21 protein-coding genes are annotated in these 20,969 nt (G+C 71.5%); 7 read left to right on the forward strand and 14 right to left on the reverse strand.

The features are described from left to right. Positions 1-64: 64 nt before the first annotated feature. From C4V41_RS00615 to C4V41_RS00630, 4 genes are all read right to left on the reverse strand, one after another. Complete coding sequence (locus C4V41_RS00615; RefSeq protein WP_103953731.1) at positions 65-754, reverse strand: aspartate/glutamate racemase family protein; 690 nt, start codon at positions 752-754, stop codon at positions 65-67. Between the two features lie 11 nt (positions 755-765). After that, a complete protein-coding gene (locus tag C4V41_RS00620) occupies positions 766-2,142 on the reverse strand; it encodes a UDP-N-acetylmuramoyl-tripeptide--D-alanyl-D-alanine ligase (RefSeq protein ID WP_235029919.1) in 1,377 nt (458 codons plus the stop codon). Positions 2,143-2,147: 5 nt separating this feature from the next. After that, entirely contained in the window at positions 2,148-3,104 is a 957-nt protein-coding gene (locus tag C4V41_RS00625) for a D-alanine--D-alanine ligase family protein (protein ID WP_103953733.1), read from the reverse strand. A 93-nt stretch (positions 3,105-3,197) separates the two neighbouring features. After that, positions 3,198-4,388 (reverse strand): MFS transporter, encoded by a 1,191-nt coding sequence (locus C4V41_RS00630; RefSeq protein WP_103953734.1) that lies wholly within the window; start codon positions 4,386-4,388, stop codon positions 3,198-3,200. Between the two features lie 73 nt (positions 4,389-4,461). On the opposite strand from C4V41_RS00630, the gene C4V41_RS00635 reads away from it, so the two are divergent. Beyond that, positions 4,462-5,481: an ROK family transcriptional regulator gene (locus C4V41_RS00635; protein ID WP_235029832.1), complete on the forward strand. Its 1,020-nt coding sequence runs from the start codon at positions 4,462-4,464 to the stop codon at positions 5,479-5,481. On the opposite strand, the gene C4V41_RS00640 is transcribed toward C4V41_RS00635, so the two are convergent. Genes C4V41_RS00640 through C4V41_RS00655 form a run of 4 tightly spaced genes read right to left on the reverse strand, consistent with a single transcriptional unit; the run spans position 5,478 to position 11,312 of the window. After that, on the reverse strand, positions 5,478-6,578 hold the full coding sequence (locus C4V41_RS00640; protein WP_103954658.1) for a M20 family metallopeptidase: 1,101 nt from the start codon (positions 6,576-6,578) through the stop codon (positions 5,478-5,480). The two genes, C4V41_RS00635 and C4V41_RS00640, sit on opposite strands and share 4 nt — an antisense overlap. Positions 6,579-6,628: 50 nt before the next feature. Beyond that, entirely contained in the window at positions 6,629-8,209 is a 1,581-nt protein-coding gene (locus C4V41_RS00645) for an AbgT family transporter (RefSeq protein ID WP_103953736.1), read from the reverse strand. Between the two features lie 29 nt (positions 8,210-8,238). Next, positions 8,239-9,666 carry an ATP-binding protein gene (locus tag C4V41_RS00650; protein ID WP_103953737.1) on the reverse strand — a complete coding sequence of 476 codons (1,428 nt, stop codon included), beginning with the start codon at positions 9,664-9,666 and terminating at the stop codon, positions 8,239-8,241. Then, positions 9,663-11,312, reverse strand: a complete 1,650-nt coding sequence (locus C4V41_RS00655; RefSeq protein ID WP_103953738.1) for an FAD-dependent oxidoreductase — start codon at positions 11,310-11,312, stop codon at positions 9,663-9,665. The genes C4V41_RS00650 and C4V41_RS00655 overlap by 4 nt, the downstream gene beginning before the upstream one ends. Positions 11,313-11,393: 81 nt before the next feature. Here C4V41_RS00655 and C4V41_RS00660 point away from each other — a divergent pair, with 81 nt between their 5' ends. Next, entirely contained in the window at positions 11,394-11,960 is a 567-nt protein-coding gene (locus C4V41_RS00660) for a TetR/AcrR family transcriptional regulator (protein WP_160150133.1), read from the forward strand. Between the two features lie 25 nt (positions 11,961-11,985). Here C4V41_RS00660 and C4V41_RS00665 read toward each other — a convergent pair whose 3' ends face one another. Further along, on the reverse strand, positions 11,986-12,747 hold the full coding sequence (locus C4V41_RS00665; protein WP_103953740.1) for an SDR family oxidoreductase: 762 nt from the start codon (positions 12,745-12,747) through the stop codon (positions 11,986-11,988). A 33-nt stretch (positions 12,748-12,780) separates the two neighbouring features. Next, positions 12,781-13,638 carry an RNA polymerase sigma-70 factor gene (locus tag C4V41_RS00670; RefSeq protein ID WP_103953741.1) on the reverse strand — a complete coding sequence of 286 codons (858 nt, stop codon included), beginning with the start codon at positions 13,636-13,638 and terminating at the stop codon, positions 12,781-12,783. Between the two features lie 99 nt (positions 13,639-13,737). Between C4V41_RS00670 and C4V41_RS00675 the strand changes: the two genes are divergently transcribed. Next, positions 13,738-14,412: a ThuA domain-containing protein gene (locus C4V41_RS00675; protein ID WP_103953742.1), complete on the forward strand. Its 675-nt coding sequence runs from the start codon at positions 13,738-13,740 to the stop codon at positions 14,410-14,412. Here the strand turns inward: C4V41_RS00675 and C4V41_RS00680 are convergent. Beyond that, a complete protein-coding gene (locus tag C4V41_RS00680) occupies positions 14,402-14,803 on the reverse strand; it encodes a TIGR03668 family PPOX class F420-dependent oxidoreductase (RefSeq protein ID WP_103953743.1) in 402 nt (133 codons plus the stop codon). The two genes, C4V41_RS00675 and C4V41_RS00680, sit on opposite strands and share 11 nt — an antisense overlap. Before the next feature lie 67 nt (positions 14,804-14,870). Here C4V41_RS00680 and C4V41_RS00685 point away from each other — a divergent pair, with 67 nt between their 5' ends. Beyond that, positions 14,871-15,758, forward strand: a complete 888-nt coding sequence (locus tag C4V41_RS00685; RefSeq protein WP_103953744.1) for a hypothetical protein — start codon at positions 14,871-14,873, stop codon at positions 15,756-15,758. On the opposite strand, the gene C4V41_RS00690 is transcribed toward C4V41_RS00685, so the two are convergent. Next, the gene (locus tag C4V41_RS00690; RefSeq protein ID WP_103953745.1) at positions 15,755-16,372 is read right to left on the reverse strand and encodes a MerR family transcriptional regulator; all 618 of its coding nucleotides are present in this window, start codon (positions 16,370-16,372) and stop codon (positions 15,755-15,757) included. The two genes, C4V41_RS00685 and C4V41_RS00690, sit on opposite strands and share 4 nt — an antisense overlap. A 15-nt stretch (positions 16,373-16,387) precedes the next feature. Further along, positions 16,388-17,236, reverse strand: a complete 849-nt coding sequence (locus C4V41_RS00695) for a LysR family transcriptional regulator (protein WP_103953746.1) — start codon at positions 17,234-17,236, stop codon at positions 16,388-16,390. Between the two features lie 168 nt (positions 17,237-17,404). Between C4V41_RS00695 and C4V41_RS00700 the strand changes: the two genes are divergently transcribed. The 3 genes from C4V41_RS00700 (at position 17,405) to C4V41_RS00710 (ending at position 19,997) form a co-directional block, all read left to right on the forward strand. Continuing rightward, complete coding sequence (locus C4V41_RS00700) at positions 17,405-18,475, forward strand: thiolase C-terminal domain-containing protein (RefSeq protein ID WP_103953747.1); 1,071 nt, start codon at positions 17,405-17,407, stop codon at positions 18,473-18,475. An 86-nt stretch (positions 18,476-18,561) separates the two neighbouring features. Continuing rightward, positions 18,562-19,095 carry an RNA polymerase sigma factor gene (locus C4V41_RS00705; protein WP_103953748.1) on the forward strand — a complete coding sequence of 178 codons (534 nt, stop codon included), beginning with the start codon at positions 18,562-18,564 and terminating at the stop codon, positions 19,093-19,095. Beyond that, positions 19,092-19,997, forward strand: a complete 906-nt coding sequence (locus C4V41_RS00710) for a hypothetical protein (protein WP_103953749.1) — start codon at positions 19,092-19,094, stop codon at positions 19,995-19,997. The genes C4V41_RS00705 and C4V41_RS00710 overlap by 4 nt, the downstream gene beginning before the upstream one ends. Here C4V41_RS00710 and C4V41_RS00715 read toward each other — a convergent pair. After that, on the reverse strand, positions 19,961-20,953 hold the full coding sequence (locus C4V41_RS00715) for an N-acetylglucosamine kinase (RefSeq protein ID WP_160150134.1): 993 nt from the start codon (positions 20,951-20,953) through the stop codon (positions 19,961-19,963). The genes C4V41_RS00710 and C4V41_RS00715 overlap by 37 nt on opposite strands. Positions 20,954-20,969 lie beyond the last annotated feature (16 nt).

The raw sequence follows: 20,969 nt of genomic DNA on the forward strand, positions 1-20,969 counted from the left end.
CGCCGCATGGCGCGGCCGCGTTCCTGCCTCGGTGAGCGTCCACGTGCTGGTCGCGAACCAGGCCTCAGCTCAGCGCGAAGCCGGCTGCCGCCTCCGCGTGCAGCCGGGCGCTCGGCAGTACCGGGATGGCGGTGTCCTTCTCGCTGATCAGCAGCTCGATTTCGGTGCAGCCGAGGATGACGCCTTCGGCGCCCTGGTCGGCGAGGTCGGCGACTATCCGGGCGTAGGCGTCTCTGGAGGATTCTTGGATCACGCCGCGTACGAGTTCGTCGAAGATCACGTGGTGGACCAGTTCGCGTTGTTCGCGTGGTGGGACGATGACGTCGAAGCCGTGGGCGGTGAGCCGGTCGCGGTAGAAGGGCTGTTCCATGGTGAAGCGGGTGCCGAGCAGGCCGACCTTGCGCATGCCTCGGGTGCGGACTTCGGTGCCGACGGCGTCGGCGATGTGCAGCACGGGGACGTTCGCGGCCCGCGCGACGTCGTCGTTGACCCGGCTGAAGGTGTTGCTGCAGATGAGCAGCATGTCGGCGCCGCCATCTTCGAGTTTCCGGCCGGCGTCGGCCAGCAGTGTGCTGACGTCGTTCCAGCGGTCGGCGAAGATGAGGTTTTCGACGGTGGTGTAGTCGATGGACCAGATGAGGCTGTTGGCGGAGTGGCTGCCGCCGAGTCGTTCGCGGACCCGCTGGTTGATGATCTGGTAGTAGATCAGGGTCGATTCCCAGCTCAGCCCGCCGATGAGACCGATGGTGCGCATGGAGCTCCGTTTCAAGGGGTGGGGGTGGCCAGTGCGCGGGCGCAGGTGGCGAGGCCGATCTCGCTGGAGGCTTTGACGAACACCACGTCGCCTGGTTGGAGCAGGGTGGTGGCGAGGGTGATGGCCGCGGCCACGTCGGCGACGGTGTGCACGGTGACGCCCTGGCCGGACGATCGCGCGGCGTGCGCGATGGCGAGGGGGTCGCCGGTGCCGACGGTGATCAGCACGTCGTAGTGGAGGTCGGCGACGAGCCGGCCGATGTCGGTGTGCCGGGCGGGGGAGGCGTCGGCCTGCTGGCCCATCGCGCCGAGCACGGCGATGGTGCGGCGGGGGCCGGCCAGGGCTTTGGCGGCGCGCAGGCCGGCGCGCATCGATTCGGGGTTGGCGTTGTAGGCGTCGTTGACGATGGTGATGCCGTCGGGCCGTTCGGTGATCTCCAGGCGGCCGCCGGAGCGCCGCCGGGCGGCGGTCAGTCCGGCGGCGATGGCGGCGGGGTCCAGGCCGAGGGCGGTGGCGACGGCGGCGGCGCCCAGCGCGTTGGACACCTGGTGCTCGCCGATCAGGTCGAGTGCGACCGGGGCACGGCCGGTGGGGGTGACCAGCTCGAACTGGGCGCGAGCGCGCTGGTCCATGCGCACGTTCTCGGCGCGCACCTGCGCGTGCGGTGACCGGCCGTACAGCAGGATCTGGGCCTGGGTGCGGCCGGCCATGCCGATGACGTACGGGTCGTCGGCGTTGAGCAGCGCGAACCCGTCCGCCGGGAGCGCCTCGACGAGTTCGCCTTTGGCCTGGGCCACGTCGGCGGGGCCGCCTCCCATGCGTTCGATGTGGGCGGTGCCGACGTTGAGTACCAGTCCGATCCGGGGCGGTGCGAGTCCGGTCAGGTAGGTCAGGTCGCCCTTGCGGCCGGCGCCCATTTCCAGGACCAGGTAGCGGGTGGCGGCGTCGGCGCGCAGCACGGTGAGCGGCAGGCCGAGTTCGTTGTTGAAGGAGCGGTCGGTGGCGACCGTCGGGGCGTGCCGTTCGAGGATCTGGGCCAGCAGGTCTTTGGTGGTGGTCTTGCCGACGGAGCCGGTCAGGCCGATCACGGCCGGGCTGATGCGCGTCAGCAGATGCCGGGCCAGCAGGCCGAGCGCGACCTGCACGTCCTCGACCACCAGCGCCGGCACGCAGACCGGCCGGGCTGCCAGCACCGCGACGGCGCCGCCCGCGATGGCCACGGCCGCATAGTCGTGGCCGTCGACGTGGGCGCCGGCGGTGGCGGCGAACAGCCCGCCGGGCAGCACCGCGCGGGAGTCGACCGCTGAGGGCGCCGTCACCCGCGCCCCCGGATCGGGCACGTCGTGCAGGTGCGCGCCGACAACCCGCGCGATCTCGTGCAACGTCATGGCGATCACGAGCCGCTCCGGGCGAGCGCGAGGTCGATGAGCCGGCGCAGCAGCTCCGGATAGGCGATCCCACTCGCCGCCCAGGCCCGGGCGTAGACGGAGCGGGCGGTGAAGCCGGGCATGGTGTTGATCTCCAGCACGTACAGGCGGCCGGTGCCCTCCTCGTACAGGAAGTCGACCCGGGCCAGGCCGTAGCCGCCGATCGCCCGGAAGGCGCGCAGCGACAGCTCGCGCACCTCATCGGCCACCTGGTCCGGCAGCACGGCGGGGATGGTGGCGATCTCGGCCGGGCTGAGGTATTTGGCCTCGTAATCGAGCCAGTCGCCGGGCACGATCAGCTCGCCGGGCACCGACGCCTGCGGCGTGTCATGGCCGCCGAGCACACCGCAGATGAGCTCCCGCGCCACCACGCCCTGCTCGACGATCACCACCCGGTCATAGGACAGCGCCAGCTCCACGCCCGCCCGCAACTCCTCCAGGCAGGTGACCCGGGAGATGCCGATGGAGGAGCCCATGTTGGCCGGTTTGACGTACATCGGCCACTCCAGCGACTTCACCAGCGCCCCGGGGTCGGTGCCGGCGCGCCATTCGTGCCCGGTGAACCACACGGACGGAGTGAGGGGAATGTCCTCCGCGAGCAACGCCCGCCGCATCGCCACCTTGTCCATGCCGACGGCCGAGGCCAGCACGCCGCAGCCCACGTACGGGATGCCCAGTGCCTCCAGATATCCCTGCAGCACCCCGTCCTCACCGAACGGGCCGTGCAACACCGGGAACACCACGTCCGCCAGCCCGCGCCGCGGCTCAACCGACCACCGGCCCTGCCGATCGATGATGACGGCCACAGGCTCGTACAGATCCCTCGGCAGAGCGTCGAGGACGGCCTGCGCCGACTGCAGCGACACCTCATGCTCGGCGGACGGCCCACCCGCCAGCACGGCCACCCGTACACGTTCAGACACGATCCATCAGCCTTCCTCAGCGGCACGGAGACAGCCGGACCCACAGGCGCCGGTCGACCCCATCCACTGTCGGGCGATCGTGTCCCCGCCCCGTCAGCGCCGTGTCATGGTTGTGTCACGGCCCCGCCGGTCATCGCCTTCGGGGTGGCGAGCCGGCATGCCGGGTGAGGGGCGGAGGGCCGGGGCGAGCAGGGGCAGCAGCAGGAGTACGCCGGTGATCACCGCGAAGGCCGCCGGATATGACAGGCCGCCCGCCACCCACCCCGTCACCGCCGGGGCCACGAGGCCCGACAGGTACGTGAGCGTGGCCACGCCCGTCACCCCTTCCCCGGGTGTGGCCCCCTTGTTGCCCGCGGCCGCGATCGCCAGCGGGACGATCACCGCCACGCCCAGCCCGATCAGGGCGAAGCCGGCGATGGCGAGGGCGGGGGTGCGGGCCAGGACGACGATCAGGGCGCCCACCGCCGCCACCGCGCCGCCCGTCCGGACCGTCGCCACCGGTCCGAGGAAGCGGATGGCGCGGTCGCCGAGCAGCCGAGTGCCCGCCATGAACAGCATGAGGACCGTGTATCCCGCGGCGCCCACCCCGGGCCCGGCGTCGGTGACCTCGGTGATGTAGACGGCCGACCAGTTCGCGCTGGCGCCCTCGGCGAACGTGGCGCAGAAGCCCACCACGCCGATGAGGGCGATGCCGCGGCCGGGCAGGGCGAAGCGGCGGGGTGCGGGGGCGCCCGCGGGGGTGTCCTCGTGGAGGAGTCCGCGGCCGGCGAGGAGGCCCAGCAGGAGGAGGGCGGCCGAGATCGTGCCGAGGTGCAGGCGGGCGTCGATTCCGGCCTGCGCGGCCAGGGTGCCGAGGCCGGCCCCCACCAGGCTGCCCACCGCCCACATGCCGTGCAGGCCCGACATGATCGAGCGGCCGAGGTGGCCTTCGAGGACGACGGCGTGGGCGTTCATCGTGACATCGGACATGCCCGCGGCCGCCCCGAACAGCAGGAACGCGGCGAACAGCCACACCGGCGACGGCGCGAGCGCGGGCAGGGCCAGACCGGCGCACCACAGCGCGATCAGGACGCGGGTGACCCGGCGGCCGCCGAAGCGGTACGCCAGACGCCCGGCCATGGGCATGCCGATGAAGGCGCCGATCGGCGGGCACAGCAGCGCCAGGCCGAGGATCCGGGGGTCGAGGTGCAACTGGTCCTGGATCCAGGGGATGCGCGTGGACAGACTGCCCGCGACCGCCCCGTGGACGGCGAAGATGGCCGCGATGGCGCGATGATGGCTCATGTGCCGGAAACTATCAGGAAGGCTTCCTGATGAAAAGAGGTTTTAGGCAGGGTCCCTGACTAATATGGGGGGTGTGAAGACCGCGACCCCGTCCATGGCCCGTGCGATCAACGACCGGCTGGCGCTCGACCTGCTGCTGGAGCGGGGACCGCTGACCGCGCCCCAGCTCCGTACGCTGACGGGCTTGTCCAGGCCGACCGTCTCCGACCTGATCGAGCGGCTCATGGAGGGCGGGCTCGTCGAGGCGACGGGAGAGTCGGGGGAGGCTCGGCGGGGGCCCAACGCGCGTCTGTACGGGCTGGTGGCGGGCCGCGCCCACGTGGCGGGGGTGGACCTGCGGCTCGGGACGATCAGCGTGAACGTCGCCGACATCAGCGGGAAAGTCGTCGGTACGGCCGTCCGGGCGGTCAGCGGTGATCTGGTGGATCTCGTGGAAGGCGCCATAGCCGAGGCGGCGGGGGAGCGGGTGCTCGACACGGTCGTGATCGGCGCTCCGGGGCTGGTCCAGCCGAGGGACGGGGAGCTGGTGTCGTCCAACGACGTGCCGGGCTGGCGGGCTGGGCTGGTCGCCTCCTGGCGTCGGCGGCTCGGCGTGCCCGTGGTGCTGGAGAACGAGGTCAACCTGGCCGCCATCGCCGAACTCCGTACCGGGGCCGCGCAGGGGAGCGAGGACTTCGCCCTCATGTGGGTGGGCGACGGGGTGGGGGCGGCGGTCGTGCTGGGCGGACGGCTGCGGCGGGGAGCGTCCGGGGGTGCCGGCGAGATCGGGTTCCTGGAGGTGCGCGGGACCGCGTTCTGCAATCTGGTGTCCAGCGCGGTCGCGGGCGGCATCGAGAGTACGGAACTGGCCGCGCGCCTCGCCGACGGGGCCTTTGCCTTCGTCACACTCCTGGACCCCGGGCTCGTCGTGCTCGGCGGGGAGACCGGGCAGGAGGGCGGGGACGAGCTGGCGGCGATGGTGGCGGCCCGGCTGCGGGCGCTGGGGCCGGCGCCCACCGAGGTCAGGGCCAGTACGGTGACCGGCAACGCGGTCCTCCAGGGCGCCGTGCTGACGGCTCTCGACCTGGCCCGTGACAACGTTTTCGGCGCCTAACCACCGGCCAGGGCGGTAAGGAGGCCGATGGTCAGGGCCGTGCGGGCGGGGATATGGTCGATCAGGACGTGCTCGTGCCGCGCGTGCGCCCCGTCCCCCACCGCCCCCATCCCGTCCAGCACGGGCCGCCCCAGCGCCGACACGAAGTTCCCGTCGCTGGCCCCGCCCACGGCCGCCTCGTCCAGCAGCCAGCCGAACCCGGCCGCCACCTCCTGCGCCTCCTTGAACAGCCGCTGCGAACCGGGGTTCGGGGACATGGGCGGCCGGTTCCACTCGCCGGTGGCCGAGACGGACACGCGCGGGTCGGAGGCCCGCAGGTCGGCGAACACGTCGTCGATCCGTCCCATCTCGGCCGGGTCCGTCACGCGCACGTCGACGCCGCACGTGGCACGCCCCGCGGCCACGTTGCGGCCGGTGCCGCCGCCGATCAGGCCCACGTTCACGGTGGTGCCGCGCTCACGCGAGCCCGCTCCGGCCAGGGTGGTGACGATCTCGGCCAGGGCGTGGATGGCGCTCGCCCCCGCGTACGGATCCAGCCCCGCGTGCGCCTCGACCCCGGTCACGCTCACGTTGAACAGCCCCACCCCCTTGCGCGACGTCTTGACCGCCCCGTCCAGGGACGCCTCGAACACCAGCGTCGCCAGCGCGTCCTCGCCGGCCGCCTCGATGTGCGGCCGGGAGGCCGGGCTGCCGATCTCCTCGTCGCCGTTGAACAGGAACCGCACGCTCGGATGCGGCAGCCCCAGGTCCCTCAGGCCGCGCAGCGCCCAGACCGACTGCACGAGCCCCGTCTTCATGTCGAACACGCCCGGTCCCGTGGCCTTGCCCTCCACCACCGCGAACGGCCAGCCGGCCAGCGTCCCGGCCGGCCAGACGGTGTCGTAGTGGCTGAGCATGAGCACGGTTCCCGGCGCGGTGCCCTGGTAGGTGAGCTCCAGGATGTCGCCGTGCTGACCGCCCTCGTGCAGCACCTCGTCGTCCGGCGTGCCGAGCAGCGCGACGGCCCGGGCGCGGATCGCCCGCAGCCCCTTGACCAGCAGGGCCTTGTCGTAGCTGTGGGTCTCCAGCTCCACGATGGCCTTGAGGTCGTCGAGCATGGCCGGGAGGGCCTGCCGGGTCCAGTCGGTGATCAACACAAACGTCCTTTCTAGGGAACGGGCGCTCCGGGGCCGAGCGGGATGCCGAGCCCCCAGAACACGAAGAACAGCAGCGTCCAGACGACGAGCAGGGTGAACGCGAGCGGGATCGTCATCGAGGCCAGCGTGCCGATCCCGGCCGAGCGGCGGTAACGCTGCAGGAAACCAAGCGCCATCACGAAATATGGACTCATGGGGGTGATCGCGTTGGTGCAGGAGTCTGCGATGCGGTAGAGCGCCTGGGTGTACTCGGGCGGGATGTTCAGCAGCATCAGCATCGGCACGAAGACGGGCCCGACCAGCGCCCACTGGGCCGACCCGCTGGTCACCACCAGGTTGATGACGGTCACCACGAGCAGGATGCCCAGGAACACCACGGGCCCGCTCACCCCGGCCGACTTCAGCAGCCCGGCCCCGTCGATGGCGATGATCTCGCCGATGCCGGTCCACTTGAAGTAGGCCAGGAACTGCGAGATCGCGAAGAACAGCACGAGGATCGGCGCCATCTCGCGCAGCCCGTGGGCCATGAAGCCGGGGATGTCCGCGCTGCGCGTGACCGTGCCGGCGGCCCGGCCGTACGCCCAGCCGACGGCCAGGAAGGCCAGGGCGAGGAAGATCGCGATCGAGGTCAGCAGCGGCGACTGCACGATGCTGCCGCCCTCGCCGCGCAGCGGGGACCCCGGCGGCAGTACGGCGGCCACCATCGCGGCCAGGAACACCACGAGCGTGATGAGGGCGGCCCGCAGCCCACGGCGCTCCTCGGGGCTGAGCGTCAGCGAGCCGAGGTCGTCCTCGTCGGCGTCGGGGTCGACGGGGATCGCCTCGACCCGGCGGGCCAGCACCCGTTCGGTCACCAGGGTGATCGCACCGGCCAGCACCAGGGACGACGCCAGCGAGAAGTAGTAGTTGGCCAGCGGCGTGACCACGTACGCGGGGTCGATGGTGTGCGCGGCGGCCGTCGTCAGCCCGGACAGGATGGCGTCGACCGGCGTGATGAGGGGGCTGGCGTCGTAACCGGCGGAGATCGACACGAACGCCACCACGATGCCCAGGATCGGGCTGCGGCCCACCGCGCGGAAGGCCAGCGCGCCGAGCGGGATGAGCACCACGTACGCGGCGTCCGAGGCCACGTGCGCCACCATCCCGGTGAACGACAGCGCGAACGTCACCCACTTCGGCGACACCCTCGACACCCCGGAGCGCAGCACCGCGGCCAGCAGCCCGGAGCGCTCGGCGACCGCGACGCCGAGCATGACGACGAGGATCGTGCCGAGCGGCGGGAACGACGTGTAGTTCTTGATCGCGTCGCCGACCATCATGCGCACGCCGTCGGCCGACAGCAGGTTCTGGGCCACGACGGTCTTGCCCGTCGCCGGGTTGACCGCCGACACCCCGGCCGCCGCGAGTCCCCAGCTCACCAGGGCCAGCAGCGCGCTCAAGATGACGAACAACCAGAACGGGTGCGGCAGCTTGTTCCCGAGCCGCTCGATGCCGCTCAGCACTCTGAGCAGCGCGTTGAGCGCACGCGAACCCGTCACAGACGCCGACGTGCTCACCGGGGCCCGCCTCCCTCCCGCATTTCGGTCAACCATTACATGCGGTCAGGAAGGCTTCTGACAAGTCAGGCGGGCTCGCGGAGCGGCAACCGCACCTCGAACCAGGTCTCGCCCGGCACCGAGCGCACCTTGATCTCGCCACCGTGCCGGCCGGCCACGATGCGGTAAGAGATGTCGAGCCCGAGCCCGGTGCCCTCGCCGACGCTCTTCGTGGTGAAGAACGGCTCGAAGATGCGGTCCTTGATCGCGTCGGGCACGCCGGGGCCGGTGTCGCCGATCTCGATGATGGCCTCGTCCTCGTCGTGGGCGGTGCGGATCGTCAGCGTGCCCTCCTCGCCCATCGCGTCGAGCGCGTTGTGGATGAGGTTCGTCCAGACCTGGTTGAGCTCGCCCGCGTAGCAGGGGATGAGCGGCAGCGTACGGTCGTAGTCGGTGACCACGCTGATGCCCGGCGCGATCTTGCCGCGGAAGATCGCGACCGTGCTGTCCAGCAGATCGTGCACGTCCACCTGCTGGAACGGCGCCCGGTCCATCTGCGAATACTGCTTGGCCGAGCGGATCAGCGTGGTGATGCGCTCGGTCGCCTCGGTGACCTCGTTGAGCATCTGCGAGATCTCGATCGCCTCGGCCAGCCAGTGCAGCGCCGCGGGGGTGTGCTCCTGGCCCACCTTGGTACGGATCTTGTCCAGGTATTCCGCCGTGAACCCGGCGTTGACCAGCGCGGGAGCCAGATCCCACGCGTCCTCGACGCCCACCTGCTCCAGCGCGTCACCGAGCTCGTCCTCGGCGTCGGAGATCTCCAGCGGCGAGCGCTGCGGCTGGTTGCCCAGGTTGTTCGTGCACGCCTCCTGCGCCTCGATCAGCGTGCGCAGCTTCTCCGGCGGGATGCCGTCCTCGGCGAGCTGGGCGAGCTGGAAGCGCGAGGTCTTGATCAGCGAGCGCAGCTCGCTCACCGCGCGCACGGCCGCCGCGGCCGGGTTGTTCAGCTCGTGGGTGAGCCCGGCGGTGATCGTGCCGAGCGCGGTCAGCCGCTGCCGCCGGTCGATGATCTCCCGCTGCATGCGCCCGCCGGACAGCAGCCCGTCGAGCAGGTGCATCGCCATCGGGAACCACTCGGCCACGATGTAGGCGAACTTCCTGGCGGGCAGCATGAAGATCCGCGACGGCGCGGTGGCCCGGAGCGTGTGCTGGTAGGTCGACGGCGCGCGCTCGCCCAGGTAAGCGCTGGTGGCGCCGCCGTACACGCCGGGCTGGGAGCTGCGGGGCATGGCGACGGTGCCGGCGCTGACCGTCTGGTTGATCATCTGCACCTCGCCCTCGATCAGCACCGCGAAGCACTCGGCCGGCTCGCCCTGCCGGACGATGTCCTCGTCCTGGGCGTACGTCTGCACCCGGCCACTGCCCGCGAGCTTGGCGAGCTGCTCGTCGGTCAGCCGCTCGAAGAGGAAGAGTTTGCGCAGCTCGTCGATGTCGATGTTCACGGTGTCGGTCATTGCTTCTCCAGGTAACGATGCACGAGCGCGACGGCCATCGCGCCCTCGCCGACGGCGGAGGCCACCCTCTTGATCGATTCGGCGCGTACGTCTCCCGCGGCCAGCACTCCGGGCACGTTCGTCTCCAGGTAGTACGGCTCCCGCCGCAGCGGCCAGTTGCGTGGCCGCCGCCCGCCCTGCACCAGGTCGGGCCCGGTCAGCACGAACCCGCGCGAGTCCCGCTCGACGGTCTCGCCCAGCCAGGACGTGTAGGGCTCGGCGCCGATGAACACGAACAGCCACTGCGCGTCGACCGTGCGCTCCTCGCCCTTGGTCGACAGCGTCAGCCGCTCCAGGTGCCCTTCACCGCCGCCCCCGGCGACCTGCGTCTGCAGGTGCACCTCGATGGTGGGGATCGCGGCGATCTGCTCGATGAGGTAGTGAGACATGGACTTCTCCAAACCATCACTCCTCACCAACAAGTGGACCTTGCTCGCGAATCCCGACAGGTAAACGGCCGCCTGACCGGCCGAGTTGGCGGCGCCGACGATGTAGACCTCGGTGTTCTGGCACGCGGGCGCCTCGGTGAGCGCCGCTCCGTAGAAGACGCCCCGGCCGACGAGCTCGTCCAGCCCGGGCGCCTCCAGCCGGCGGTAGGTGACGCCGGTCGCCAGGATCACCGCGTGCGCCGCGATCTCCCCGCCGTCCTTGAACCCGACCACGCGCGCCTGCCCGCGCGGCTCCAGGCTGGTCACCACGCGCGCGGACAGCAGCTCGGCCCCGAACTTCAGCGCCTGCCTGCGCGCCCGGTCGGCCAACTGCTGCCCGGAGACGCCGTCGGGGAAGCCCAGATAGTTCTCGATGCGGGAGCTCTGGCCCGCCTGCCCGCCCGAGGAGTACTTCTCGACCAGCACGGTGTTCAGTCCCTCGGAGGCGCCGTAGACGGCCGCGCCGAGCCCGGCGGGACCGCCGCCGACGACGATGAGGTCGTAGAAGTCGGTGGCCGGGGTCGTCGACAGGCCCACCGCGGTGGCCAGCGCCGAATGGTCGGGCGACTCCAGCGTGGTGCCGTCGGCGGTCACCACCAGCGGCAGGTGACACCCCTCGCCGGCCGCCTTGACGAGCTGCGCGCCGTCGGGGTCCTCCGACAACATCCACTGGTACGGCACGTGGTTGCGGGCCAGGAAGTCGCGCACCCGGTACGACTGCGCCGACCACCGGTCGCCCACCACCCGCAGCTCGGCCCGCTCGACCCGGTCGGTGCGCAGCCAGGCGTCGAGCTGCCCGTCGATCACCGGGTAGAACTTCTCCTCCGGCGGATCCCACGGCTTGAGCAGATAATGGTCGAGATCGACCACGTTGATCGCCTGGATCGCGGCGTCGGTGTCGGCGTACGCGGTCAGCAGCACCCGCCGCGCGTACGGGTACATGTCCATGGCGGCCTCGAGGAACTGCACCCCGTTCATCTGCGGCATCCGGTAGTCGGCCAGGATCGCCGCCACCTCGTCACCCCGCAGCCGCATCTCCTTGACCGCCTCGATGCCGTCGGCGGCGGCCTCCGCGCGGACGATCCGGTATTCCTGGCCATAGCGGCGTCTGAGGTCACGGGCCACCGCCCGCGACACGCCTGGATCGTCGTCCACCGTCACGATGACCGGCTTGTCCATGCCTACGCCCTTTCAATGGTCCCTAAGGGAAGGATGTCATGCGCGGGATCCGAGGTGAGCAGGCGCTCATATCATGGGCGGATGGGCACACGCGATCGCATCATCGACGCCGCCGAGCAGGCGATTCATGACTTCGGCATCGCGGGCGCCACGACCAAGCGGATCGCCCAGCGGGCGGGCTGTTCCGAGGCGCTGCTGTACAAGCACTTCGCCGGCAAGGAGGCCCTGCTGCTCGCGGTCCTGCTCGAACGGCTGCCCGCGCTCGCGCCCGCGCTGACGGGGCTGCGGCGGCGCACGGGAGACCTCGACGCCGACCTCGCCGAGTTCGCGCTGGCCGCCCTGCGGTTCTACGGCAAGGCCGCGGCCATCGCCGGCGGCGTGCTGGGCGACCCGCCGCTCATGGCCGGGTTCAGGGAGATGCTGGCCAAGGCGAACTCCGGGCCGCACGTCCCGATCCAGATCCTGGGCGAGCTCCTGCGGGCCGAGCAGCACGACGGCCGGCTCGACCCCGACATCGACGCCGACGCCGCCGCCGCGCTGCTGATGGGCGCCTGCTTCCATCGCGCCAACCTGTCCTACTTCGTCGACCTGCCCGACGAGGACGAGACCTGGGCGACCATGATCGTGAAGACGCTCATCAGGCGATGACGCGGCCGCCGGTCTCGCCGGAGAGTCAGGCGATGACGCGGCTCTCCCCGCCGTCGACCAGCATCGAGACCCCGTTCACGAACGACGCCCGCTCGCTGGCGAGAAACGCCACCACGTCGCCGACCTCCTCCGGCCGCCCGATGCGGCCGACCGGCACGGCCTCGCCCCGCCGGGTCAGCGCCTCGTCGCCGCCGGCCAGCTCGCGCAGCCGCTCGGTCTCGATCGGCCCCGGCATGACGTTGTTGACCAGCACGCCGTCGCCGCCGACCTCGCGGGCCAGCGTGCGCACGACGCCGGCCACGGCCGAGCGGGTCGCGTTCGACAGGGCCAGCCCGTCGAGCGCCTCCCGCGCCGACCGGCTGGTGACCGTCACGATCCGGCCCCAGCCGCGCGAGCGCATCTCCGGCAGCACGGCGTGGATCAGCCGTACGGTGCCCAGCAGGTTGCGCTCGATGGCCACCTCCCACTCGGCCAGCCCGACCTCGTCGAACCGGCCGGCCGGCGGCCCGCCCGCGTTGGCGACCAGAATGTCCACCGGGCCGAGCACGTCACGCGTCTCCTCGACCACCCGCCGGGCGGCGGCCGGGTCCTCCACGTCGGCCAGGACGGCGTGCACGACCTTGCCGAACTCCTGCAGCTCCACCACCGCGTCCGCCAGTTTCTCCGGGTCACGGGCGCAGACGCAGACGTCGCAGCCCTCTCGCGCGAGGCTCTTGGCCGCGGCGAGCCCGATGCCCGCGCTGCCTCCGGTGACGAGGGCGACCTTGCCCGAGATGCCGAGTTCCATAGGGGCGACTATAGATCGTGCGCCGCGCCGGGCTCAGTCCGGACGCACCCGGGTCAGCTTGTCCGGGTTGAGTACGGCGTACATCTCCCTGATCTTGCCGTCCCGGATGTCGATCATGATGACCTTGGGATGCCCGTTGACCCGCGTCGAGATCGCCGGCAGGCCGTTGACCTCGATGAGGCTGGTGGTGGTGAAGTCGTAGCGGTTCAGCAGGCCGTTGATGAGCGACACCACGTTGTGCTGCCCGAGGATCGGCCGCAGCGCCGCGCGCACCTTGCCGCCGGCGTCGCTGTAGGCCACCGCGTCCTCGTGGAACAGCTCGGTGAGCGCTTCCAGGTCGCCGCCGGCCGCCGCGTCGATGAACCGGGTCAGCAGCCTGGCGTGATCCTCCGAGCTCGGCTGGAACCTGTCGCGCCCCTCGGCCAGCCGCACGGAGGCCCGGTGGTGCATCTGCCTGGCGTTGGCCACGGAGGAGCCGACGATCTCCGCGATCTGGTCGTACGGCAGCTCGAACGCCTCCCGCAGCACGAACACCGCCCGCTCCGGCGGCGAGAGCCGCTCCATCATGTGCAACGTCGCGTACGAGACCGTGTCGCGCAGCTCGGCCGTGTCCATCGGCCCCGCCTCGGTGGTGAGCACCGGCTCGGGCAGCCACGGCCCGGTGTACGCCTCCCGCTTGACCCGCGCGGAACGCAACTGGTCGAGCGCCAGCCGCGAGACCACCGTCACCAGGAACGCCCGCGGCTCCCTGATCTCGCTCTTGTCGATGCTCTCCCAGCGCAGCCACGCTTCCTGCACGACGTCTTCCGCGTCCCACATGCTGCCGAGCAGGCGGTAGGCCAGCCCGAGCAGCATCGACCGGTATTCCTCGAAGTCCACGGCTGGCATCATGCCAATTCCGTGCGGGACGAGCCATGCCGGGCCGCCGGTTGAGCCGGATGTCACGGCGGACGGGTGGAAATGCCGCGGTAACCATGATGAGCTTGGCAAGTGGCGAGAAATCTGATCCTGTCAGGAGGACTGTTCCACGACTTCGCCGCCACATCGGCCGCGCTCTCAGAAGTGCTCGCCGAGGTGGGGGTCGAGTCGGAGATCACCGAGGACATCGCGGGCGCGCTGAGCGAGCCGTCGGAGGTCCAGCTCATCACCGTCAACGCGTTGCGGTGGCAGATGGACCAGGACCGCTTCGCCGACCTGCGTGACGAGTGGCGCTTCGCCTTACCGGCGCAGGCCCGCACCACCCTGCTCGACCACCTCGACCGCGGCGGCGGGCTGCTGTGCATGCACACGGCCTCGATCTGCTTCGACGACTGGCAGGGCTGGCCCCGCGTCCTCGGCGGCTGCTGGACCTGGCCCAAGTCCCACCATCCGCCGCTGGGCTGGACGGGCGTGCGCGTGCACGGAAGGCATCCCGTGGTGGAGGGCCTGCGCGACTTCGACGTGGTGGACGAGGTCTACAGCGACCTTGACGTGCTGCCGGACGTCGAGCCGCTGGCGTCGTCGAACGGCCAGCCGCTCATCTGGGCGCGGCCGGTGCGGCGGGGCCGGGTGCTCTACGACGCGCTGGGGCACGACACGAGGTCCTACGAGAACGAGGTCCACCGGACGCTGCTCCAGCGGGCGGCGCTGTGGCTGCTCAAGCGGCCGGTCGGGATCAGGGACTAGCCGACCACCCCGACCACCTGGTCACCTCGACCATGATCACGGACCCGGCGGGGCGGTGCTCCTCGTACTGCGGATATTTGTCCGCCAGCGCGTCGAGCGCCGCCTCGCGATCCGGCCCGTCGTCCATGACGGCGGCCGGGCCGTCGGCGCGGATCCACCACAGCCGGGTCCAGTCGTCCTCGTAGTGGTCGGCCAGCAGGCTGACGGCGGGGTTGGCCCGGATGTCGCGCAGCCGCCCGAGGTCCGTGGTCGTCTTGGGCTTGTGGTCGACGGCCGTCACGACCCGATCGCCGAGTACGGCGAACGTGACGGGCACCACGCGCGGTGTCCCGCCGGCCCGCACCGTGGCCAGCCGGGCCACCCGCTGCGCGGCGAACCTGGCCCTGATCATCGGCGTTTCTCCCGTCGTGTCCGGAACCTACAAGACCAGACGGCGGCGGTCTGGGCACGATGAGGTCATGAACGTGAACCTTTCCGTGATCCCCGGCTTCATGGCCGGGCATGCGCGCGTCCTGGACCGCCGCCGCTACGACCTGCTCATGGGCGGGGGTGATGCGGCCGGCGTACTGACGGCCCTGGAGGGCTACCGCAACTCCGACGGCGGCTACGGGTGGGGCCTGGAGCCCGATTTGCGCTCGCCCGAGAGCCAGCCGGGTGCGGCGCTGCACGCGTTCGAGGCGCTGGAGGAGGTCGCCCCCGTGACCTCCCCGCAGGCCGCGACGCTGTGCGACTGGCTGGACTCGGTCACGCTGCCCGACGGCGGGCTGCCGTTCGCGCTGCCGGTCACCTTCCCCGACGCCACCGCGCCCTGGTGGGCGGGCGGCGACTCGACCACCTCGTCCCTGCAGATCACCGCCATCTCGGCGGCCGCCGCCCACCGCGTGGCCGCTCACGACCCGGCCGTGGCCGCGCATCCGTGGCTGGCCAAGGCCACCCGCTACTGCCTCGACACGATCGGGGCACTGGAGGAGATGCCGCACGCGTACGTGCTGATGTTCGCGGTGCGCTTCCTCGACTCCGTGTACGACACCCAGCCCCGCGCGGCCGACCTGCTCAAGCGGCTCGGCGCCCACATCCCCGCCGACGGGCGGGTCCCGGTCGAGGGCGGCACCGAGAACGAGTCGCTGCGGCCGCTCGACTTCGCGCCCGTCCCCGGGCGGCCGGTCCGCGACCTGTTCGAGCCCGACGTCATCGCGGCCGACCTGGTACGGCTGGCCGGCGAGCAGAAGGACGACGGCGGCTGGACGGTGGACTACGCGCGGATCTCGCCGGCCGGCGCCCTGGAGTGGCGCGGGGCCATCACCGTCGCGAACCTCCAGACCCTGCGGGCCAACGGCGTCGTCTAAGCCAGATGATGGGCCGACGCCGACTCCTGGGCCATGCGGCGCAGCGTGTCGAGCGCCTTGCCGTAGAGGACCGTCCCGAGCACCAAGGCTTCCACGGCCGCGTCGCGCGGGCCGTGGAACGGGATGGTCTTCATCTCGACCTCCGACACCAGCTTCCGCGCCACCTCCGCGTACGGAGCCAGGTCGACGGGCAGGCCCAGTTGACGCATCCGGATGAGGGTCTGGGCCAGCTCGTCCCGGGTGGGGGCGTCCGGGTGGATGTCCCAGCCCAGTTCGGTGACGAGGCCGTCCACCTGGTCGCGGGCGGCCTGCCACTCCTCGCCCGGCTCGGGCTCGACGGCCGGGCTCAGGGCGTAGTGGGCGGTGCCCAGCATCTGGTGCATGGGCAGGGACTCGTCCTCGACGGCGGCGATGACCTTCTTGATCGAGGCCACGGAGAGCCGGCCCACTTCGAGCAGGGCCCGGATCAGACGGAGCCTGCGCAGGTGGGACTCGTCGTACTCGGCTCGGGTCGCGGCCAACTGCTCGCCCTGGTGCAGCAGGCCCTCGCGCAGGTAGTACTTGATCGTCGGGAGAGCGACGCCGGACGTGGCACTGAGTTCCGAGATGCGCATCGTTGGATAATAGCGCTATCCAGATCGGGCCAGATGCCGGGCCGCGCTCACGAGTTCGTGCACGTCAGACTGGCGGTTCCAGAGGAAGACCACCTCCAGCGGCGGCACCTCCTCCTTTATGGGGATGAAGCATAAGGCGTCGGGAACCGTGGTGCCCTCGTGCACGCACAGGGCGTAGCCGGCGCCCTCCTCGACCAGGTTGATCACCAGGTCGTGGGTGGTCGCGGCGGGGCCGAGGCGGGGGTGCAGGCGATGGCGTACGAAGCCTTCGAGGAAGCGCCGGGCCCCGGCCACCGCGTCGGACTCCGGCATGACCAGCGGCTCACCCGCCAGGTCGGACAGCGACAGCGCCTCCGACGTGGCCAGGTGGTGATCCCGGTGCAGCAGCGCGCGGACCGGGAACCGGTGGACGAGCATGCGGGCCACGCCCCTGGGCAGCGAGCCGGGCGCGTAGCCGAGCCCGGCCTGCAGGGCGCCGTCCGCGATGGAGACGATCTGCTCGGCCGTGCCCATCGGGGCCACCCGCAGGCGCACGGAGTGGAGCTGGGCGAGCAGGCGGGCGGCCACGTCCGCCAGCCCGTCGGCCACCCCCAGGCGGGCGGTCTGCCCCGTGCTCCTGGCGGCCACCACGGCGCGCTCGAAGGCGTCGATCGCGACCGTGGCCTGGGCCAGGAACGCCTCTCCTGCCTCGGTGAGCTGCACGCCGCTCGACGAACGGCTGAACAGCTCGACACCGATCTCCTTCTCCAGCGCCCTGAGCTGCTCGGACAGCGTGGGCTGCGCGATATGCAGCGCGGCGGCGGCCCGGCGGAGACTGCCCGCGCGGGCGATTGCCATGGCGTACCGGACATAGCGTAAATCCATCGCTCACCTCGGCGTGATGATGATGGGCTATCGGTTGATCGCACCTCCGTATTACAAGAGCGGATAGCTTTCGTGAAGACACTCAGTCAAACTTCGCCATTATGGTCACCCGGAACGCACCCGAGCAAGCGCTTGCCTCGCCTGGTGGGCGCGGGTTAGCGTGGGGTCATGCAGCCGTTCGCGGGGCGCGCGGCCGTGGCCGGGATCGGGATGACGGCGCTCAGCAGAGAGTCCGGGCGCACCGAGCTGGAGCTGGCGGTCGAGGCGGGCCGGGCGGCGTGCGCGGACGCCGGGATCGGGCCGCGCGACGTGGACGCGGTGCTCAGCTACCACCTCAACGACTCCGCGCCCGTGGCGCAGGTCGCCAGGGCGCTCGGGATCGAGCGGCTGGGCTGGCACAACGACATCGCCGGAGGGGGTACGCAGGCGGCGTCGATCCTGGGTGACGCGGCGATGCTCATACACGCCGGTTTAGCGCGAAATATTTTGATATATCGGGCGTTGAACGGGCGCTCCGGGAAGCGCATGAACACCGTCTCCACCGGCCCCCAGGAGCGCCACACCTACGGGCTCGCGGGCCCGATCCCCATGTTCGCCCTGGCCGCCACCCGCTACCTGCACGACACCGGGCTCACGGCCGAGCACCTGCACGCCGTCGTCGCCCAGTCCAGGCAGAACGCCAAGGCCAACCCCCGGGCGCTGCGCCGCGAGCCGCTCGAACTCGGCGACTACCTGGCCAGGCCGTACGTCTGCACCCCGCTCCGCACGGTCGACTGCTGCCAGGAGACCGACGGCGCCTGCGCGCTGCTGGTCAGCGCCATGCTCGACGGGCCGCGTGTGCGAGCGGTGGTGCGCGGGGGCGGGCCGGGCTGCTCGTCGATGGACCGGGCGCCGGACGTCACGGCGATCTTCTCGGCGTATGTGGCTCCCATGCTCTGGGAGGCGTCCGGGATGCGGCCGTCGGATGTGGACGTGGCGCTGCCGTACGACGCCTATTCGTGGCTCGTGCCCCGGCAGCTTGAGGACTTCGGGCTGGCCGAGCGGGGGGAGCTGGGGGCGTACCTGCTGGAGCGTCGCCACGCCTGGGTGAACCCGCACGGCGGCCTGCTGTCGGAGGGCTACGTGCACGGGCTCAACAACGTGGCCCAGGCCGTGCGGGAGCTGCGGGCGGGGCGCGAGGTGGCGCTGGTGACGGGGTTCGGCGGGAGCTACGGGAGTGCGGCTCTGCTCACCTCATGAAAAATCGGGTGAAATGCTGATGGCGGCCTCGACATGTACGGGGTGTTCCGACCCCTAACCTGAGGAGGCCACCATGGGGACCGCCCGTGGATGACGACCGGAAGCACCGGTTCGAGGCCGTTTACCTGAAGACGTACGAGCACATCCTCGGCTACGCCACCCGCCGCTGCGACTCGCCGCACGACGCGGCCGACGTGGTGGCCGAGACGTTCGCCATCGCCTGGCGCCGCGTCGACGACCTGCCGGCGGACGGCGAGGCCAGGCTCTGGCTGTACGGCGTGGCAAGGAACGTGCTGGCCAACCACCGGCGCGGCGTGGCCAGGCACCGGCACCACAGCGTGGAGCTCGACACCGACCTCGCCGACCTGTACTCCTCCTCGCCCGAGGGCAGCGTTCTGCTGGGCGAGATCGGGCGGGCGTTCCGGCAACTGCCCGGCGACGACCGGGAGCTGATCTCGCTGGTCGCCTGGGAGGGGCTGGACCACGGGGAGATCGCCAAGGTTCTGGGGTGCTCTCGCAACGCCGTACGGATCCGGCTCTACCGCGCGCGCAAGCGCCTGTCCAAAGCGCTGGCCGGAGCCGGCGTCGCCACCCACCACCTCGTCATGGAGTCCGCGTGAACCGGCTGAACGACCTGGCAAGAGTACGAGACGAGGACCTGGCCGGGCGGGCGTCCGGCGCGGGGGCGCGGGCGCTGCTCGCCTCGATCACCGCCGAGGAACCCACCATCGTGGGGCACCGTACGCGGCGCCCGATCTGGGGCTCGCGCCGCTTCCTGGCGAGCGCGGTCGCCGTGGCCGGGCTCGCGGCTGTGGCCGTCATCGTCCCGGCCGCCCTGGGCCCCGCCACCTCCTACGCCAGCTCCGCCATCGACATCCAACTGCGCGGTGACCATTACGTGGCGGTCATCAAGGACCCGCTGGCCGAGTACGCCGAGTACACCAAGGGCTTCAAGGCGGTGGGCCTGGACGTGCGGCTGGAGCCGGTGCCCGCCTCACCTACCGCGGTGGGCGAGGTCACCGGCATGAGCGGCAGCTTCGCCGGCGTCGATCATCCGAACCAGGACCGCACGATCGGCAGCGACACCGAGCCGGCGGGGTGCGACCTCGGCAAGCCGGGCTGCGCGATGACGATCATGGTGAGCCGCGACTACGACGCGCATGCCGTGATCCGCCTCGGCCGGGTGGCCCAGCCGGGGGAGAAGTATCAGAACGCGCGCCCGGCCACGAGCAGGGGCGAGATGCTCGAAGGCTTCCGAGCCGACGAGAAGACGGTGGGCGAGGTGCTCACCGAGGCCCGCAAGCGCGGCCTGAAGGCGGTCTACGAGGTCATCACTCCGGAGCCGGACAACAACGGGTGGAGGGTGGAGCCGGACAAGCAGTCGGCCGAGGTCGGGGACGACTGGATCGTCTGGGAGGCGGAGTCGGAGCAGGCCGGCGTCCTGCGCCTGCTGGTCACCAAGGAGCGTCTGCCCAAGAACCCGATCTACGCCGGCCCGAAGCCGGCCGGGTTCATCGACTGAGGCCGTACGAAGCGGGCGTGACAGGACTCCGCTGAGTTCAGGAACGGGCGCGCCGCCAGCCAGGCCGCCGCGCCCGCCGCGTCACCCGCCACCGACGCACCCTCAAGAAGGCCCTGTACGGCGTCCCGTACGGGGCCTTCCGCCGTGAGCACACTCCCGGCCAGCACGGTCGGCAGGCCGGGTTCGCGCACCTTGCGCGCGGTGCGCGCGAGCCGCTCGGCGGCCTCCGCCACGATGGCCACGGCCACCGGATCGCCGTCCAGGGCCGCCCGGCTCACCAGCGGCGCCAGCTCGGCCAGCGCCAGCGGCGGCCGCGCCTGGACCACCGCCGCCAGCCGCGCGACCGGGTCATCACCCGTCCCCTCGGGCAGTAGCCGCCGGACCACCAGCCCGGCGAGCGCGCCGTCGGTCTTCGGGTCGCCGTCGGTATTCGTGTCGAGGGCGGTCTTCGGGTCGCCGTCGGTCTTCGTGTCGAGCGCGCGGATGGTGGCGCGGGCGGCGGCGCGGCCGAGCCAGAAGGCCGAGCCCTCGTCGCCGAGCTGCCAGCCGTAGCCGTCGGCGGTGGCGGTGACCTCGTGGCCGGTAATTTTTGCCGCGATGGCTCCCGTCCCCGAGATGAGCACGGTGCCGGACGGGGACGCCGTGCCCGCCGCGAACGCGGTCACGACGTCGCCCACCGTCCGCACCGGCAGGCTTCCGAAGACGCGGGCGGTCAGCTCGCCGCACAGCTCCGGGTTGCCCGCCAGCCCGACGACAATGGCCTTGACCTGTGGAAACGTGATGTCCGCGAGTGCGGCGCGCACGGCACTGCTCAGGTTGGCGGCCGCCCGGTCGAGGCCGAGCGCGCCGGGATTGGCGCCGCCCGCCTGCCCGCGTCGCAACGGCTCGCCGTCCATGGTGAACAGGGCGGCGCGCGACGACGTGCCGCCCGCGTCGATGCCCAGAACCACGTGCATGTCAAAAATTATTGCC

Origin of the sequence: Nonomuraea solani, assembly GCF_900108335.1 — a bacterium.
GTDB classification, from domain to species: Bacteria; Actinomycetota; Actinomycetes; order Streptosporangiales; family Streptosporangiaceae; genus Nonomuraea; species Nonomuraea solani.

Bases quoted from the DNA above. Each gene is read 5' to 3' on its own strand.
- C4V41_RS00615 (WP_103953731.1), bottom strand. From the start codon at position 754: ATGCGCACCATCGGTCTCATCGGCGGGCTGAGCTGGGAATCGACCCTG.
- C4V41_RS00620 (WP_235029919.1), bottom strand. From the start codon at position 2,142: ATGACGTTGCACGAGATCGCGCGGGTTGTCGGCGCGCACCTGCACGAC.
- C4V41_RS00630 (WP_103953734.1), bottom strand. From the start codon at position 4,388: ATGAGCCATCATCGCGCCATCGCGGCCATCTTCGCCGTCCACGGGGCG.
- C4V41_RS00640 (WP_103954658.1), bottom strand. From the start codon at position 6,578: ATGCTCGACGACCTCAAGGCCATCGTGGAGCTGGAGACCCACAGCTAC.
- C4V41_RS00645 (WP_103953736.1), bottom strand. From the start codon at position 8,209: ATGGTTGACCGAAATGCGGGAGGGAGGCGGGCCCCGGTGAGCACGTCG.
- C4V41_RS00650 (WP_103953737.1), bottom strand. From the start codon at position 9,666: ATGACCGACACCGTGAACATCGACATCGACGAGCTGCGCAAACTCTTC.
- C4V41_RS00655 (WP_103953738.1), bottom strand. From the start codon at position 11,312: ATGGACAAGCCGGTCATCGTGACGGTGGACGACGATCCAGGCGTGTCG.
- C4V41_RS00660 (WP_160150133.1), top strand. From the start codon at position 11,394: ATGGGCACACGCGATCGCATCATCGACGCCGCCGAGCAGGCGATTCAT.
- C4V41_RS00665 (WP_103953740.1), bottom strand. From the start codon at position 12,747: ATGGAACTCGGCATCTCGGGCAAGGTCGCCCTCGTCACCGGAGGCAGC.
- C4V41_RS00670 (WP_103953741.1), bottom strand. From the start codon at position 13,638: ATGATGCCAGCCGTGGACTTCGAGGAATACCGGTCGATGCTGCTCGGG.
- C4V41_RS00680 (WP_103953743.1), bottom strand. From the start codon at position 14,803: ATGATCAGGGCCAGGTTCGCCGCGCAGCGGGTGGCCCGGCTGGCCACG.
- C4V41_RS00685 (WP_103953744.1), top strand. From the start codon at position 14,871: ATGAACGTGAACCTTTCCGTGATCCCCGGCTTCATGGCCGGGCATGCG.
- C4V41_RS00690 (WP_103953745.1), bottom strand. From the start codon at position 16,372: ATGCGCATCTCGGAACTCAGTGCCACGTCCGGCGTCGCTCTCCCGACG.
- C4V41_RS00695 (WP_103953746.1), bottom strand. From the start codon at position 17,236: ATGGATTTACGCTATGTCCGGTACGCCATGGCAATCGCCCGCGCGGGC.
- C4V41_RS00700 (WP_103953747.1), top strand. From the start codon at position 17,405: ATGCAGCCGTTCGCGGGGCGCGCGGCCGTGGCCGGGATCGGGATGACG.
- C4V41_RS00715 (WP_160150134.1), bottom strand. From the start codon at position 20,953: ATGCACGTGGTTCTGGGCATCGACGCGGGCGGCACGTCGTCGCGCGCC.